Source organism: Halomonas sp. SIMBA_159 (genome assembly GCF_046536035.1).
Taxonomy (GTDB): Bacteria; Pseudomonadota; Gammaproteobacteria; order Pseudomonadales; family Halomonadaceae; genus Vreelandella; species Vreelandella venusta_A.
Genome location: NZ_JAWJBT010000012.1, coordinates 107147 through 121800, shown reverse-complemented (window position 1 = coordinate 121800; position 14654 = coordinate 107147). Strand labels below are relative to the sequence as shown.

14 protein-coding genes and 1 tRNA gene are annotated in these 14654 nt (G+C 53.8%); 6 read left to right on the top strand and 9 right to left on the bottom strand.

What is annotated here, in order from left to right; translation table 11 throughout:
* The first annotated feature begins 38 nt into the window (after positions 1–38).
* The gene (locus tag R0J87_RS09820) at positions 39–1385 is read left to right on the top strand and encodes a Na+/H+ antiporter family protein (RefSeq protein ID WP_498885859.1); all 1347 of its coding nucleotides are present in this window, start codon (positions 39–41) and stop codon (positions 1383–1385) included.
* A 90-nt stretch (positions 1386–1475) separates the two neighbouring features.
* Here the strand turns inward: R0J87_RS09820 and R0J87_RS09815 are convergent, their stop codons facing one another.
* The 4 genes from R0J87_RS09815 to R0J87_RS09800 form a co-directional block, all read right to left on the bottom strand.
* Entirely contained in the window at positions 1476–2210 is a 735-nt protein-coding gene (locus R0J87_RS09815; RefSeq protein WP_404341783.1) for an RNA methyltransferase, read from the bottom strand.
* Positions 2211–2355: 145 nt separating this feature from the next.
* A complete protein-coding gene (gene groL / locus R0J87_RS09810; RefSeq protein ID WP_253503857.1) occupies positions 2356–3999 on the bottom strand; it encodes a chaperonin GroEL in 1644 nt (547 codons plus the stop codon).
* Between the two features lie 56 nt (positions 4000–4055).
* Positions 4056–4349, bottom strand: coding sequence for a co-chaperone GroES (locus tag R0J87_RS09805; RefSeq protein ID WP_188638577.1), 294 nt, complete (start codon positions 4347–4349; stop codon positions 4056–4058).
* A gap of 231 nt (positions 4350–4580) precedes the next feature.
* Positions 4581–5069: an FxsA family protein gene (locus tag R0J87_RS09800; RefSeq protein ID WP_498885858.1), complete on the bottom strand. Its 489-nt coding sequence runs from the start codon at positions 5067–5069 to the stop codon at positions 4581–4583.
* 196 nt (positions 5070–5265) lie between these two features.
* Here R0J87_RS09800 and R0J87_RS09795 point away from each other — a divergent pair, with 196 nt between their 5' ends.
* A complete protein-coding gene (locus R0J87_RS09795; protein WP_404463106.1) occupies positions 5266–6027 on the top strand; it encodes an SDR family oxidoreductase in 762 nt (253 codons plus the stop codon).
* 64 nt (positions 6028–6091) lie between these two features.
* Here R0J87_RS09795 and R0J87_RS09790 read toward each other — a convergent pair whose 3' ends face one another.
* The 3 genes from R0J87_RS09790 to R0J87_RS09780 all read right to left on the bottom strand — a co-directional run bounded on the left by R0J87_RS09790 (position 6092) and on the right by R0J87_RS09780 (position 7995).
* Positions 6092–7084: a hypothetical protein gene (locus tag R0J87_RS09790; protein WP_404341776.1), complete on the bottom strand. Its 993-nt coding sequence runs from the start codon at positions 7082–7084 to the stop codon at positions 6092–6094.
* A gap of 36 nt (positions 7085–7120) precedes the next feature.
* Positions 7121–7750, bottom strand: coding sequence for a hypothetical protein (locus R0J87_RS09785; RefSeq protein WP_498885857.1), 630 nt, complete (start codon positions 7748–7750; stop codon positions 7121–7123).
* Between the two features lie 160 nt (positions 7751–7910).
* Positions 7911–7995, bottom strand: a tRNA-Leu gene (locus tag R0J87_RS09780).
* Positions 7996–8086: 91 nt separating this feature from the next.
* Between R0J87_RS09780 and R0J87_RS09775 the strand changes: the two genes are divergently transcribed.
* Positions 8087–8788 (top strand): double zinc ribbon domain-containing protein, encoded by a 702-nt coding sequence (locus tag R0J87_RS09775; RefSeq protein WP_498885856.1) that lies wholly within the window; start codon positions 8087–8089, stop codon positions 8786–8788.
* A 31-nt stretch (positions 8789–8819) separates the two neighbouring features.
* Positions 8820–9794, top strand: coding sequence for a serine/threonine protein kinase (locus R0J87_RS09770; RefSeq protein ID WP_404341770.1), 975 nt, complete (start codon positions 8820–8822; stop codon positions 9792–9794).
* Positions 9795–9882: 88 nt separating this feature from the next.
* Here R0J87_RS09770 and R0J87_RS09765 read toward each other — a convergent pair whose 3' ends face one another.
* Positions 9883–10500 carry a hypothetical protein gene (locus tag R0J87_RS09765; RefSeq protein WP_404463024.1) on the bottom strand — a complete coding sequence of 206 codons (618 nt, stop codon included), beginning with the start codon at positions 10498–10500 and terminating at the stop codon, positions 9883–9885.
* A 354-nt stretch (positions 10501–10854) separates the two neighbouring features.
* Between R0J87_RS09765 and folE the strand changes: the two genes are divergently transcribed.
* Together folE and R0J87_RS09755 are read left to right on the top strand one after the other, a co-directional pair.
* A complete protein-coding gene (folE, locus tag R0J87_RS09760; protein WP_188638585.1) occupies positions 10855–11406 on the top strand; it encodes a GTP cyclohydrolase I FolE in 552 nt (183 codons plus the stop codon).
* A gap of 112 nt (positions 11407–11518) precedes the next feature.
* Positions 11519–12979, top strand: a complete 1461-nt coding sequence (locus R0J87_RS09755) for an NAD-dependent succinate-semialdehyde dehydrogenase (RefSeq protein WP_498885854.1) — start codon at positions 11519–11521, stop codon at positions 12977–12979.
* 73 nt (positions 12980–13052) lie between these two features.
* Here R0J87_RS09755 and purH read toward each other — a convergent pair whose 3' ends face one another.
* Positions 13053–14633 (bottom strand): bifunctional phosphoribosylaminoimidazolecarboxamide formyltransferase/IMP cyclohydrolase, encoded by a 1581-nt coding sequence (gene purH / locus R0J87_RS09750; protein ID WP_498885853.1) that lies wholly within the window; start codon positions 14631–14633, stop codon positions 13053–13055.
* Between the last annotated feature and the right edge of the window lie 21 nt (positions 14634–14654).

Here is a 14654-nt window from a genome sequence, read left to right as displayed (position 1 = left end):
TCGGCGTTAATGACCTTCCAATAGCTCTGGGTATTTCCATGAATGCAGTAATTCTTGCAGTGCTCGTCATGGTGGCACTGTCGCTTCTTCGCGTGTCCGTTGTCTTTGCTCTGGTAGTGGGTGCTTTAGTGGGAGGCCTGATGGGCGGGCTTTCTCTGGACGATACGCTTAGCGCGTTTAATGAAGGGGTGGGCGGCGGCGCTCAGGTCGCGCTTGCATACGCTACCTTGGGTGCTTTTGCGGTGGCCATCTCCCGTTCCGGCCTGCCCGATATGCTGGCGAATCGATTGATTACTATGTTGGGTAAAGAGGCAACGGCCGCTCATCAGGCGCGTGTAAAAATGCTGCTACTCGTGGCCGTATTGCTGGTGGCTATTTCCTCGCAGAATGCGATTCCGGTCCACATCGCCTTTATTCCCGTACTGATACCGCCGCTGTTGGCGGTGATGAACCGCCTGAGGCTTGACCGCCGTGCCGTGGCCTGTGCGCTGACCTTTGGCTTAACCGCTCCCTATATGCTGTTGCCGGTGGGGTTCGGGGCGATCTTTCTGAACGATATCTTGCTGGCAAACTTGAACAGTGCCGGAGAGTCGTTAGGGCTGGAAATTACCCGTGGCATGGTGCCCATGGCGATGGCGATTCCGGTGGGTGGTATGGCCATTGGTCTACTGGTAGCGCTTTTGTTTAGCTACCGTGGCCAGCGTGAGTACGCCAATCAAGAATTAGCTGCGTCAAATGCGCACCAAACACGAAAGCCCGCTGAACCTCATATGCTGGGGCTGGTGATGTCGGGTGTGGCGATTGTGGCTGCATTAGGCTTGCAGCTGTATACCGGCTCTATGATCGTAGGCGGTTTGGTTGGTATAGGTTTGCTCTCCTTAGGCGGCATTTTCAAATGGCGCGAGGCGGACGACCTGTTTACCAGCGGCATGCGCATGATGGCGCTGATTGGCTTTATCATGATCTCGGCGGCAGGCTTTGCTGAGGTGATGAAAGCCACCGGTGATATCGAATCGCTCGTCGCTGGCGCATTCGATCTGTTCGGCGATAACCGTGGCTTAGCCGCGTTGGTGATGCTGCTGGTCGGCCTGTTTATTACGTTGGGTATAGGCTCTTCGTTCTCTACCATTCCCATTATCGCGGCGATTTTCGTGCCGCTGGCCGTGCAGTTTGGCTTCTCGCCCATGGCGACCGTGGTGCTGGTTGGCACCGCAGCGGCGCTAGGTGATGCGGGTTCTCCTGCATCGGATTCCACTTTAGGACCAACCTCAGGTTTGAACGTGGATGGTCAGCACGACCACATGTGGGACAGCGTGGTACCGACCTTCCTGCACTACAACATTCCACTGATTGCGTTTGGCTGGCTGGCAGCTATGTCGCTTTAATCAGCGATATCTGCCGCGTCAGTCGTGGTGAGTAAAGCAAAGGGCAGCGATAAGCTGCCCTTTTTTAATGCAATTTAGAGGGTAATGTTTCTACTGCTTAGGCAAGTGAGTTTCAAAAGCGCTCAGCAGTCCTCGTAACAGCGAGAGTTCTTTTCTGCTGGGCTGGGCACGGGCGAACAGCGCTTGGAGCTGCTCTTCAGTGCGGGCATGGGGCTGGGTTAAGAACCCGCTCTGTTGCATGAGTTGTCCAAGGTGCTCCTGGAAATAGCCAAACTGTTCCCGGCTAGGGGGCGTGGCTTCCAATGGGCGCTGATACTCAAAGCCGCTGGTATCGCGCTTCCGCCAGGCACGGTGTACTTCATAAGCGAGAATTTGTACCGCCTGAGAGAGGTTCAGAATGCCGTACTCAGGGTTGGCGGGAATGCTGACCTGATGGCTGCAGCAGCGAATTTCATCGTTGGTTAAGCCCGAACGTTCCCGACCAAACACCAGCGCGACAGGTGCCTGCGCGGCGTTCGCAATGACCTGTTGCGCCATGTCGTCTGGTTCATCAAAATGCGGGAGCGGCATGCTGCGTAACCGGGCGCTGGCACCGACGACTTGAACACAGTCGCTAACGGCTTCTTCTAACGTACTTACACAGCGAGCGTTTTCCAGCACATCCGTTGCGCCAGCGGCTAAGCGAGTAGCTTCGTCATCGGGAAATGTGCGTGGGTTTACTAACACAAGTTCCGTTAGCCCCATGGTTTTCATGGCGCGGGCAGTGGCGCCAATATTACCCGGATGAAATGTTTGCACCAGTACGATACGAATATTGGAAAGCACGGGAAATTAAACCTAAAAGCTGCCAAATAAAGGCGATGATGGTAGCACGCTTTGTTGCGCTATGAAGGTGATACAAAAGAAAGAACCCCGCCGAAGCGGGGTTCTTAATGACGTTAACCGTCAGAGCGATAGGCTCATGGGTGCATTACATCATGCCGCCCATGCCACCCATTCCGCCCATGCCACCCATATCTGGGGCAGCTTCTTTCTCTTCCGGGTCGTCAGCGATCATGCACTCAGTGGTGATCATCAGACCAGCAACAGAACCAGCGGACTGCAGGGCAGTACGGGTTACTTTCGCCGGGTCCAGAACGCCCATTTCGAACAGGTCGCCGTATTCGCTGGTTTGCGCGTTGTAGCCGAAGTTGCCAGTCTCATCTTTAACACGGTTGATGACGACAGCGGGCTCTTCGCCAGCGTTGGCAACGATTTGACGCAGCGGTGCCTGCATAGCACGTAGCGCCATGTTGATACCGTGGTTCTGGTCTTCGTTGTCGCCGGTCAGGCCTTGTACTTTGGCCATTACGCGTACCAGGGCAGTACCGCCGCCAGGCACAACGCCTTCTTCTACGGCAGCGCGAGTTGAGTGCAGCGCATCTTCAACACGGGCTTTCTTCTCTTTCATTTCGACTTCGGTAGCTGCACCGACACGAATCACAGCAACACCGCCTGCCAGTTTGGCAACGCGCTCTTGCAGCTTCTCTTTGTCGTAGTCAGAAGAGGTGTCTTCGATTTGCGCGCGGATTTGGTTAACGCGTGCTTCGATGTCGCCTTCTGCACCAGCACCATCGATGATGGTGGAGTTTTCTTTCGACATAGTCATGCGCTTAGCGGTACCCAGGTGATCCAGGTTCGCTTGCTCAAGCGTCAGACCGACTTCTTCAGAAATCACGGTGCCGTTGGTCAGGATAGCGATATCCTGCAGCATGGCTTTACGACGGTCGCCGAAACCAGGTGCTTTTGCAGCGGCTACTTTAACGATGCCACGCATGTTGTTCACGACCAGCGTGGCCAGCGCTTCGCCTTCGATATCTTCAGCGATAATCGCCAGCGGCTTGCCTTGCTTAGCAACAGCTTCCAGCACCGGCAGCAGTTCGCGGATGTTGGAGATTTTCTTGTCGACGAGCAGGATATACGGGTCTTCCAGCTCAACGGTCATGGTGTCTTGATTGGTGACGAAGTAGGGCGAGAGGTAGCCGCGATCGAACTGCATACCTTCAACCACTTCCAGCTCGTCTTCAAAGCCGCGGCCTTCATCAACGGTGATGACGCCTTCTTTACCGACTTTTTCCATCGCTTCAGCGATGATTTCACCAATGCGCTTGTCGCCGTTGGCAGAGATAGTACCTACCTGGGCAATGGATTTGGTGTCGGTGCAGGGTACAGACATTGCCTGGATCTCTTTCACCGCCGCAGCGACCGCTTGGTCGATACCGCGCTTAAGATCCATCGGGTTCATACCGGCAGTAACGCCTTTCAGGCCTTCGGCCACAATCGCTTGGGCCAAAACGGTAGCGGTGGTGGTGCCGTCACCAGCAGCGTCAGAAGTCTTAGAAGCGACTTCTTTGACCATCTGAGCGCCCATGTTTTCGAACTTGTCTTTCAGTTCGATCTCTTTAGCAACCGATACACCATCTTTAGTAACGGTCGGCGCGCCAAATGATTTGTCCAGTACTACGTTGCGGCCTTTCGGGCCCAGCGTGACTTTTACGGCGTTTGCCAGAATATCGACGCCACGCGCCATACGTTTGCGAGCATCATCTGAAAACTTAACTTGCTTAGCTGCCATGTTCGTTACTTCCTAACGTTTGAAATAAAAATGTGAAAGTAATTTGCCGAGGCGGATTAGCCTTCAACAACGGCCAGGATATCGGCTTCGCTCATGATCAGAACTTCTTCGCCGTTGATTTTTTGCTTCTCAACGCCGTAGCCGTCTTTGAAAATCACCGTATCGCCAACTTTAACGTCTAGCGGGCGTACGTCGCCGTTTTCGAGAATGCGGCCGTTACCAACCGCCAGGATTTCACCACGCGTGGGTTTTTCCTGCGCATTACCCGGTAGCACGATGCCGCCAGCGGTTTTCTGCTCTTCTTCCACGCGACGGATAACGACGCGATCGTGCAAAGGACGGATATTCATGCTCACGTTCTCCTGAGTATCGTCAAGGCCCATAAGGGCAGTTAGCTAAATGTGATTTTCGTGGGCGTCTTGCCCGCGAAAAGTGAAGGTAAGTCACCTTCATGTTAATGGCGAAAGCGATAGCTTCCGCCGAACTTGTTTGCTGACTCAAAAGTGGGGGCTAGCCCCCGCCTTTCAAGGGGTATACATGAAAAAAATTACGCTCAGGCGGTTTTTTAGCAGCATTTTGATTTAGCGACGACGAGGGTCATCCTCACCGCTAATAAACTCACCTTCGATGGGTCCATCTTGCGATTGGGAGTGCTCTTGATGGGGGCGTTGCTCCCAGCCTGAAGGGCCGCTTTGGTAAGTATGTTGCTTAGCGGTTGCGGTTTTTAACCCCACCCAGGTCAAGGCTTTCATCAGCAGCTGGCGCGCATTGGGGATTAGGCACGCAATACCCAGCGCATCTGATAAAAAACCTGGGGCGAGTAGAAGGGCACCGCCAAAAATGAGCGCTGCACCGGTAAGCAGTTCTTGAGAAGGAATTTCACCCATTTGCATGCGTTGGCGGGCGCGAGCAAACGTAGAAACGCCTTCTTTACGAATCAGGTGAAGTCCAATAAAGCCGGTGCCCAACACTAATATCAGTGTGGTGAGCAGGCCTATTTGGCTGCCGATAGAAAAAAGCAGCACAAAGTCCAGTAGAGTAAACAGCGATATAAAGAGAAGAATGGGCATGGCCAACTCCAAAACAGGCGTAATCGCTGAATATGGTGACAGAAATATAAAAAACAAGCAGCAAGTCGGGGCGGGGCTACCTAAGGCGGCTCGATATTCCTAACGGGCTCCTCTATGCTGCAATGCACAACCTTGACGTCATATGCGGGCGAGCGTTGGTGAACTACTAGCGTTCCGTCTGCTTAAGGAGAGAGAGATGCAAGTAGATAAAAAAGTGGTGGCGATTACCGGCGGCGCGCGAGGGCTTGGCTTTGCGATAGCCCGGCGGCTGGGCCAACAAGGGGCTCAGGTCGCCTTAATGGATATGAGCGCAGAGGCGCTGGACAGTGCGGTATCCGCATTGAGCGCTGAGGGCATTACTGCTCAGGCCTTTGTGGTGAATGTGGCAGATGAGCCGTCGGTGCAGCGCGCGTTTGCCGATATAGCTCAGCGTATGGGTCCTGTCAGCGGTTGTGTTAATAATGCCGGGATTACCGATGATAGCCTGCTGATTAAAGCAAAGGAGGGCGTTGTCGAAAAGCGCATGTCGCTCTCGTCTTGGCAGCGTGTAATGGATGTGAATTTAACCGGTGTTTTCCTCTGTGGGCGTGAGGCAGCAACCCAGATGGTTGAAGCCGGGCATGAAGGCGTCATCGTCAATATTTCCAGTATCTCCCGTGCGGGCAACATGGGGCAGAGCAACTATGCCGCTGCTAAAGCGGGCGTGCATGCATTAACCGTCACCTGGGGGAAAGAGCTTGCGCGCTATGGCGTGCGCACCGGGACTGTGGCGCCAGGGTTTATTGAGACGGAAATGACCGCGTCGATGCGGCCGGATATGCTGGAAAGAATTGCTTCAAGTGTGCCCTTGAAGCAATTGGGTGAGCCTGACCATATTGCCCAAAGCGTGGCTTTTATTTTTGAGAATGATTACTTTACCGCGCGGATTATCGAATGCGATGGAGGGCTGCGGCTTTAACAAACGGCCGATGCGCATAGGCTATATTGGCGAATGCTCATCGGCGAATAGCATCGAAAAAGGGTTAAAACTCGAAGTAGTCCCGCTGAATTTCCCGTTGGAAGTACATCTCTAAGCGTAGCGTCATTGCCCAGCGCGGGTCGTAGCTATCTTCACGCTGGAAGTGTAGTTCTGGGATGACATCGCCAAACAGAATGCCTTTATGAATATCTCGGCGGTAACGTGTCTGCAGGTAGTAGTTGGTCATGCGCGGATTAGAAGCGCTTTCCCCAATGGCAATGGCCGAGTAGCGCAAGGCACTGCGATCGTTTAAGCGTTGATTAAGCTGAGCGACCTCACTGTACTCAAGCGTATCTTCCTCTTCGCGCCACTGCACGGTGGTGATAAAGCGAAGGTGACGGTTAGCGGATAGCGGGCGACCCACGTCCCAGGTGGTGCGCGCTGAGTAACCTTCATTGTTGAACCAGGAGACCCGGTTGAAGGACTCAAGCTGCCAGGGGCCTTCGCCAAGGCTCCATAGCCGTTCACTGGTGAAACGAACATAGGGGTCGAGGGGCATGCGCAGGCGAACCCCGGCACCAATACGGTTGCTCCAGTTTTCGCGTTTATCGCGGCTTTCAAGCCAATCTAGGCCAAACGTAGAAGTGCTGCGGTCTTGCTGGTCATTATAGAGGCGGCCTGAGCCTTGGTCTGCCAAGGTACCTTGCGACTCTTCAGGATCACTTTCAATGACAAGGCGTAGTCGCTCTTCTGTGGTCGGCAAGTCGATGCGGTAGCGCAGGCTAATATCACCACTGGTACCATCGCCTTCCATCCAATCAATTTCTTGGCCCAGACGCAGGTAGGACTCATTATTAACGGTGGCGGATTGGTCTCCACCGAAAAAAGCATCAATATTGCGTGACGTGTTATCAACCCAGTTGCCTACTCGAGCGCGGAAGGGCTCTACGCGCTCCTCGGCCCAGTCGGGTAAGTCGCTATCTTCCTCGGCAGCATAGCTGTGGCAAGAGAGGGTGGTAAGTGCGCCAAGGCAGATAAACGCAATGACTGGTTTCATAAGTCCGTCCCCAAATTTTTAATTTTGCGCACTACATTATTGTGCTTTGTGCATTTCTATATCTTTTGCCCACTGCAGAACCCGTTTGCGATCCCGGCGGCTGTTCATGCGCTGCGTATCGACTTTTACTGGCGTGAGCTGGTGAAGCGGGTTAGCGCTAAGATTCAGCGCAAAGCGACGAGAGGCGCCTACCGGCATATCTTCAGAGCCGTAAATAGCAATCACGCGTATTTCTAATTCAGGCTTCTGTTGTTTGAGTGCGTGTTTATCCAACTGCCAATGTTCTGTTAATTGCTCAACGATCGCACCAAACGACTGAATGTGGAGGTAGTCGCCGGAGGCTAACGGCCCCTGATGAGTGCGGTAACATGCTTGCTCATCATCGCCGCTCTGTTGTTGATACTCCACCACGTCGAGCTCATACATGCCGTCACGAGTGTGGAGTACTGCCACTAAATGCTGAATATAAATGGCTTCGCTACTCATGTTGCTGATTAAGCAAAGCGCGTCCATGCCAATGCCTTTGCCTCGATTTACAATGATTCGAGGGCGGCGTTGACGAACATAGCCGTTGTAAAGCAGTTGCGCGTAGAAGACCCACACAACTAGCGTACAAATGCTTGCGACCGCTGAAATTGCCTGAGCATTGTCATTGAGCCATTGCATAAGTTGAGATCCTTCTCAAAATAAACGGCGTGGGTAAGCCGCTAACGTAGCGTAAAAAGCGGCGCTCGTCAGCCAGTTAGGGCAGTATGAAGAAATTTAGAAACAAAAAAATTCGGTTAGCTAAAAGCTACCGAATTATTTGAAGTGTTACACTTTAAATTGGTGCGGATGGGGAGACTCGAACTCCCACACCTTACGGCACTAGAACCTAAATCTAGCGTGTCTACCAATTCCACCACATCCGCAGAAGACGAGACGTATACTATCAATATCTGGGGTAATGTCAATATTAAAGCAGTATTCTTTTTGAATTCGTAGGGATAGAGAGCGTGAGCTATGAAGAAATGGGCGCAAGCAGTGAGCCAGTGGTTTAAGCAGGGGTTGCCTGGCTACTGCGCGTTTTGTATCGCTGCGCGTGCCTCTCATGCGGGGTGGTGCGATGAGTGTTTTGCCCAGCTGCCGTGGAATGTCCGCCACTGTCAGCAGTGCGCAGAGCCTTTGGTCAGCCATGCCGGTTCTCGCTGTGGCCACTGCCTAGTCGAGCCTCCCGATTTCACCGCTACCGTGGCGGCGTTGTGCTACCAAGGCCCCATCACGTCTCTGGTGCATGATTTTAAATTTCACGGCTCGCCCCGTGCGGGAATGCTGCTGGTCGAATTAATGTTATCTCGCCGCCCCACGCAACTGGGAGACGCATTGATGGCAGTGCCCATGTACCCCGGGCGAGCTAAGGAGCGGGGATTCAATCAAGCGCAGTGGTTGGCCGAGCGGTTGGGTGCTCGTACCCATAAGCCATTATTGCAGGCATGTTGTGTGAAACATCTGCCCTCTCAGCGTGTTTTAAACCGACGCGAGCGCCAGCGAAATCTAGCCGGTGCGTTTGCGGTGAAGGCCCCAGTGCCAGCACACGTCACGATTATCGATGATGTGGTCACTACGGGAGCCACGGGGCATGCGCTAGCCAGTGTGCTGTTGGCTAATGGCGCGCAGCGGGTGGATATCTGGGCGGCCGCTCGCACACCGCTGCAGAAGAGTTGATAAACTAGGCCGCTCATTTAAGGAGCCGTCTATGTCGCATCCGTTTAGTGCGCTTTCGCCAGATCTTGTTATGTCAGCCGTTGAGTCGGTCGGTATCTGGCCGGCGGGTGAGCCGTTTGCGCTAAATAGTTATGAAAACCGCGTGCTGATGTTTCGTGATGACGAGGGTGGCCGCTGGGTCGTGAAATTTTATCGGCCTGACCGCTGGTCGAGTGAGGCCATTCAGGAGGAGCATGATTTTCTAACGGAATTAAAGCAGGCGGGCGTTCCGGTCGTGGCGCCTTGGCGAAATGAGCAGCAGGTGTCGTTGCACGTTTATCAGCAGTTTCGCTTTACGCTGTTCCCCCAGTGCTCAGGACAGGCACCGGAGCTTGATAATCCGAGCCATTTATTTGCGCTTGGCGAAGTATTAGGCCAACTGCACAAGATCGCGGCCAAAAAGCCGTTTCAGCATCGCGGTACGTTATTGTTCGTGGATGGGGTCTCAGACGCAGAGCAACGTGTGGTGACAAGCCCGTGGCTGAGTAACCACCAGGCCCGTGCGTATCAAGCGGTCGTCGATAAAATTCGCCGCCAACTATCAGCGGTTCATGTCAGCAGCGACTGGATGATTCGCACCCACGGTGACTGCCATTTAGGCAACATTTTGGGTCGCGATGAGGACTTTACCTTAGTCGATTTTGATGATTGCTTAATGGCTCCGGCGATCCAGGATGTCTGGATGTTGCTACCGATGGAGCAGCCGCAGCTATGGCGAGCGCAGTTGAGCGAGATGGTAGAGGGTTATGAAGAGACGTTGCCGTTTCCGCACCAGCAGATGTCGCTGATTGAGCCGCTACGCGCGTATCGCTTGATCCGTCATGCTGCTTGGTTGGTGACGAGATGGGATGACCCTGCATTCCCGCGTGCATTCCCCTGGCTGGCAGAGCCGGGCTATTGGGACCAGCACATTCGGCAGCTTGAGCAGCAACTGTTGCAGTTAGATCAGCCGCTCTGGTTAGCATAGGGTCTGGGTTAGAAGGAGAGCTCTGAACAAACAAAAACGGCCTCTCGTGATGGTTCACTTAAGGCCGTTTTGAACGATATTTAGGCGCTCACTCAGACTGTTCTGTAGGCGCGGGGTTCTCTACGCTTTGTTCAGGGTCTGGGCGCTCACCAGGAATGGGGTTGGCAACACCATCACCGTTTGCTTGGCGGCGAGTAGCGTTTATGTCAGCGGAAGGATTGTCTTGAGCTTCAATGTGGATACTCTCTTCCAGCGTTAAGACAAAGGTCTGACCTGGTTCGAGAGAGCAGGCACCGCCTTCGCAGGCGATGCCGTATTGGCCATCTTCGGCATAAGCACTAGCGGAAAATTCTCCGGAGTATATGGCGCTCTCTGCATCGTGAGTTTCAATGCACGTTGCATCTTGAGTAGTAATCCGAATACGGTCACCGTTTAGCTGAGCATTCGCTACTAGCAAGCAGTACTCAGGTAAGGAGTGAGTAGTGCCGCTGGCTTGTTTGGGGTGCAATAAAATATCGGTATAGCGGGACTGAGCACTGTCGAAGCTCAAGGCTTCAACGACTTCAACGCCGACCTTTGCGCCGCTGGGGAAATCGAGCGTCGATTCTTGCGTGTGCTCTTGTGCTTGTTCTTGCGCAAACAGGGGAGACACAAAAAAAGTACCCAGCAGGGCAGTGAGCCAAAAGGGCGATGATTTGAATGACATAGCGTACTCTCAACAGTGGTTCCTGCTCTCTCAGCAGGAAAATTGTGTTCTTATCATAGCACAGCAGAATGAGTGCCGAAGGGGGGTGCGTGTCACTCTGCCACAGCCTGCCTAGGTACGTTAAAATAGATTAATCCATCGTTTTTGTTGTACATAAATTATTTAAGGTATATTTTTTGTATAGGATGGTTTTTTGCAGGGAAAACGTTTAGCTCGCATCAAAGGGTAAGCAGCTAAACGAAAAAGACCTCAAGCTACTCAGTAGTTTGCCGATAATGGAAGCTCGCTGGCGCGATAACATTGCTGCAAGGCGATTAAGTGATAGCGAATACGCACAGTTTGATGAGGCTTACAATGACCGATGATATCGCCCAACACTACCGTCAAATTATTACCGCGCTGGGTGAGAACCCTGACCGCGAAGGGCTGCGAGATACGCCAAAGCGCGCCGCAAAGGCCATGCAGTTTTTAAACGCTGGCTACCATCAGTCGTTAGAGGAAATTGTTAACGGCGCTGTGTTTGAATCTCAAACCGATGAGATGGTGCTGGTTAAAGATATCGAGCTGTATTCCATGTGTGAGCATCACCTGCTGCCCTTTATCGGTAAATGTCATATTGCTTATTTGCCTAGCGGACGCGTACTGGGGTTATCTAAGTTTGCGCGTATTGTTGATATGTATGCGCGCCGTATGCAGATTCAAGAAAACCTGACACGTGAAATTGCAGAGGCGGTGCAGCAGGTGACTCAGGCGAGAGGGGTGGCGGTTGTGATTGAAGCTCGCCACCTTTGTATGATGATGCGCGGTGTGGAAAAGCAGAACTCCAGTATGACCTCATCGGTGATGTTAGGCGGCTTCCGTAGCAATCAGGCGACGCGTCAAGAATTCTTAACGTTGATTAGCTAAACGAGGTTAACTCAGCTCGTTTCATGTCAAAGGCTTGGTGAAATGCGCCGTTTCGTCTTAGCATGAACAGGTAAATGAGCCTATTAGGCCGTCATTTGGTCAGGAGTCTGTCATGGAAGCGCTGAGAGAAACGCAGCTATATTGCCCGTTTGCCTACATCGATGGTAGTTGGGTAGCCGCTGACAGCGGTGAGCAAATTAACGTTACGAACCCAGCCACCGGTGAGCCAGTGGGCGATATCCCAAGGCTGGGGAGAGCGGAAACCGAACGCGCCATTGATGCCGCCGATGCGGCGCTGCCCGCTTGGCGGGCGCTTACCGCTCAGGAACGAGCAGACTTGCTGCTCAAATGGCATGATCTAATGCTAGAGCATAAGCAGGATCTCGCCCTATTAATGACTTATGAGCAGGGTAAGCCGGTTAAAGAAGCGGAAGGCGAAATTGTCTACGCGGCGAGTTTTTTGCGCTGGTTTGCGGAAGAAGCTCGCCGTGTCTACGGTGAAACGATTCCGGCAGCCAATGCTAACCAGCGCATTGTCGTGACAAAGCAGCCGGTAGGCGTGGTAGGGGCAATTACCCCCTGGAACTTCCCCGCGGCCATGATTACCCGCAAAGCAGGTGCCGCCCTGGCGGCAGGCTGTACTATCGTTGTAAAGCCCGCTAGTCAAACCCCCTTTTCTGCCACAGCGCTTGCACTACTTGCTGAGCGTGCGGGGATTCCGCGCGGCGTGTTTAATGTGGTGCCGGGCAACGCGTCAGAGATTGCTAAAGCGCTGACGGAGTCGCCGAAGGTTCGCAAGATCACCTTCACGGGTTCCACAGAGGTGGGGCGCACGCTGATGGCGCAAGCCGCTGAGCATATTCAGAAAATTTCCTTGGAGCTTGGGGGTAACGCACCGTTCATTGTGTTTGAAGACGCAGATTTAGACGCCGCCGTGGAAGGTGCGATGGCGGCTAAGTTCCGTAATGCCGGGCAAACCTGCGTATGCACCAACCGCTTTTTGGTGCAGTCCAGCGTGATCAATGCTTTTTGTGAGAAGCTGGCCGTCGCCATGAACAGCGAGCTGAAGGTAGGCGATGGTACCAAGCCTGGGGTCAATATCGGCCCGCTCATTGATGGAAATGCGGTGAAAAAGGTCAGCGAGCACGTGCAGGATGCCGTTGATAACGGCGCTGAGTTGCTGCTGGGTGGTCACCCGCACCCGTTAGGGGGCAATTACTTTACGCCGACGCTGATTAGCTTTGCCACCGATAAGATGAAGGTAGCCCACGAAGAAACCTTCGGCCCGCTGGCCGCTGTTTTCCCTTTTGATGACGAAGAGACCGCCATCGAGATGGCTAACGACACCCAGTACGGTTTAGCCTCTTATTTCTACTCCCGCGATCTGGCGCGTGTTTGGCGCGTGGCAGAGGCGCTGGAGTACGGTATGGTGGGCATTAATACCGGGCTTATTTCTAACGCGGCCGCTCCGTTTGGCGGGGTGAAAGCGTCGGGTCTTGGGCGTGAAGGTGGTCACCAGGGCTTGGAAGAGTATCTGGAAACGAAATATCTGTGCATTGATCTTGGCAAGTAAACCGCCCTAGACCGAAAAAGCCCTCACTTGAAGCAAGTGAGGGCTTTTTTAATGCAGGAGCTTTATGTGCCGATTAGTGGCGGAAGTGACGCATGCCGGTAAACACCATGGCAATGCCCGCTTCGTTAGCGGCATCAATGACTTCTTGGTCACGCATGGAGCCGCCGGGCTGGATAACTGCCGTAATGCCCGCTGCAGCAGCGGCATCAATGCCGTCACGGAAGGGGAAGAAGGCGTCAGAAGCCATCACGGAGCCGGGAACAGACAGCCCTTCATCCGCTGCTTTAATACCGGCAATTTTAGCCGAGTAAACACGGCTCATTTGGCCTGCGCCTACGCCAACCGTTTGGCCTGCCTTGGCGTACACAATCGCGTTGGATTTGACGAATTTAGCAACGCGCCATGCAAACGCGAGATCGCGAAGCTCTTCTTCAGACGGGGCGCGTTCGCTGACTACGGTTAGCTCATCTTCAGTGACCATGCCTTGATCGCGATCCTGTACCAGCAGGCCGCCATTCACGCGTTTGAAGTCAAATTCAGGTTGTGCAGTGCCGGGCCAATGAGCGCTGACATCGAGCAGGCGAACGTTCTGCTTCTCGGCCACAATGGCGGCTGCATCGTCGCTGACCCCAGGAGCGATAATCACTTCGACAAACTGACGGTCAATAATCGCGCGCGCGGTATCGGCATCTAGCGGTACATTGAAGGCAATAATGCCGCCAAAGGCGCTGGTTGGGTCGGTCGCGAAAGCTTTATCGTAAGCTTCCAGAGCGGTTGCGCCAACGGCAACGCCGCAGGGGTTGGCGTGCTTGACGATGACACAGGCGGTGTCGTCAAAAGCTTTTACGCACTCAAACGCTGCGTCGGTATCGGCGACGTTATTGAAAGAGAGCGGTTTACCTTGCAGCGTCTTAGCTGTGGCAACGCTCGGCTCGCTGGCAGCTGGGTCAACATAGAAAGCCGCTTTCTGGTGCGGGTTTTCACCGTAGCGCATGTCCTGCTTTTTATGCAGCTGCAGGTTGAAGGTGCGGGCAAACGTGGTGTCTTCGCTGGCGACTTGGCGACCAAGGTAGTCAGCAATCGCGCCATCATAGCCGGCCGTGTGCTCAAATGCTTTCACGGCTAGGTCAAAGCGGGTGGCAGCGCTTACCTGGCCGGACTGCTCTGTAAGCTCACCTAGTACCCGATCGTAGTCGCTGGCGTTAACCACAATCGTGGTATATGCGTGGTTTTTAGCACAGGCACGCACCATGGTTGGGCCGCCGATATCGATATTTTCGATGGCGTCTTCCAGCGTGCAGTCAGGTTTGGCAACGGTGGCAGCGAAGGGGTAAAGGTTCACTACGACCATATCGATAGGCGTGATGTCGTTCTCTGCCATCACGGCATCGTCCTGGCCGCGGCGTGCCAGAATGCCACCATGGATTTTGGGATGCAGCGTTTTCACACGGCCATCCATAATCTCTGGGAAGCCAGTGTGCTCAGATACTTCCTTAACAGCGATCCCGTTCTCTTGCAGTAAGCGGAACGTGCCACCGGTAGACAGAAGCTCAACGCCATGGTCGGCGAGGCCGCGGGCAAACTCTACGATGCCAGTTTTATCAGATACGCTCAGCAAGGCGCGGCGAACGGGGGTAGCGATACTATCGGCCATAAGGGTGCTCGTCGTGGGCAG

Bases quoted from the DNA above. Each gene is read 5' to 3' on its own strand.
- R0J87_RS09820 (WP_498885859.1), top strand. From the start codon at position 39: ATGAATGCAGTAATTCTTGCAGTGCTCGTCATGGTGGCACTGTCGCTT.
- groL (WP_253503857.1), bottom strand. From the start codon at position 3,999: ATGGCAGCTAAGCAAGTTAAGTTTTCAGATGATGCTCGCAAACGTATG.
- R0J87_RS09805 (WP_188638577.1), bottom strand. From the start codon at position 4,349: ATGAATATCCGTCCTTTGCACGATCGCGTCGTTATCCGTCGCGTGGAA.
- R0J87_RS09800 (WP_498885858.1), bottom strand. From the start codon at position 5,069: ATGCCCATTCTTCTCTTTATATCGCTGTTTACTCTACTGGACTTTGTG.
- R0J87_RS09795 (WP_404463106.1), top strand. From the start codon at position 5,266: ATGCAAGTAGATAAAAAAGTGGTGGCGATTACCGGCGGCGCGCGAGGG.
- R0J87_RS09790 (WP_404341776.1), bottom strand. From the start codon at position 7,084: ATGAAACCAGTCATTGCGTTTATCTGCCTTGGCGCACTTACCACCCTC.
- R0J87_RS09785 (WP_498885857.1), bottom strand. From the start codon at position 7,750: ATGCAATGGCTCAATGACAATGCTCAGGCAATTTCAGCGGTCGCAAGC.
- R0J87_RS09775 (WP_498885856.1), top strand. From the start codon at position 8,087: ATGAAGAAATGGGCGCAAGCAGTGAGCCAGTGGTTTAAGCAGGGGTTG.
- R0J87_RS09770 (WP_404341770.1), top strand. From the start codon at position 8,820: ATGTCGCATCCGTTTAGTGCGCTTTCGCCAGATCTTGTTATGTCAGCC.
- R0J87_RS09765 (WP_404463024.1), bottom strand. From the start codon at position 10,500: ATGTCATTCAAATCATCGCCCTTTTGGCTCACTGCCCTGCTGGGTACT.
- folE (WP_188638585.1), top strand. From the start codon at position 10,855: ATGACCGATGATATCGCCCAACACTACCGTCAAATTATTACCGCGCTG.
- R0J87_RS09755 (WP_498885854.1), top strand. From the start codon at position 11,519: ATGGAAGCGCTGAGAGAAACGCAGCTATATTGCCCGTTTGCCTACATC.
- purH (WP_498885853.1), bottom strand. From the start codon at position 14,633: ATGGCCGATAGTATCGCTACCCCCGTTCGCCGCGCCTTGCTGAGCGTA.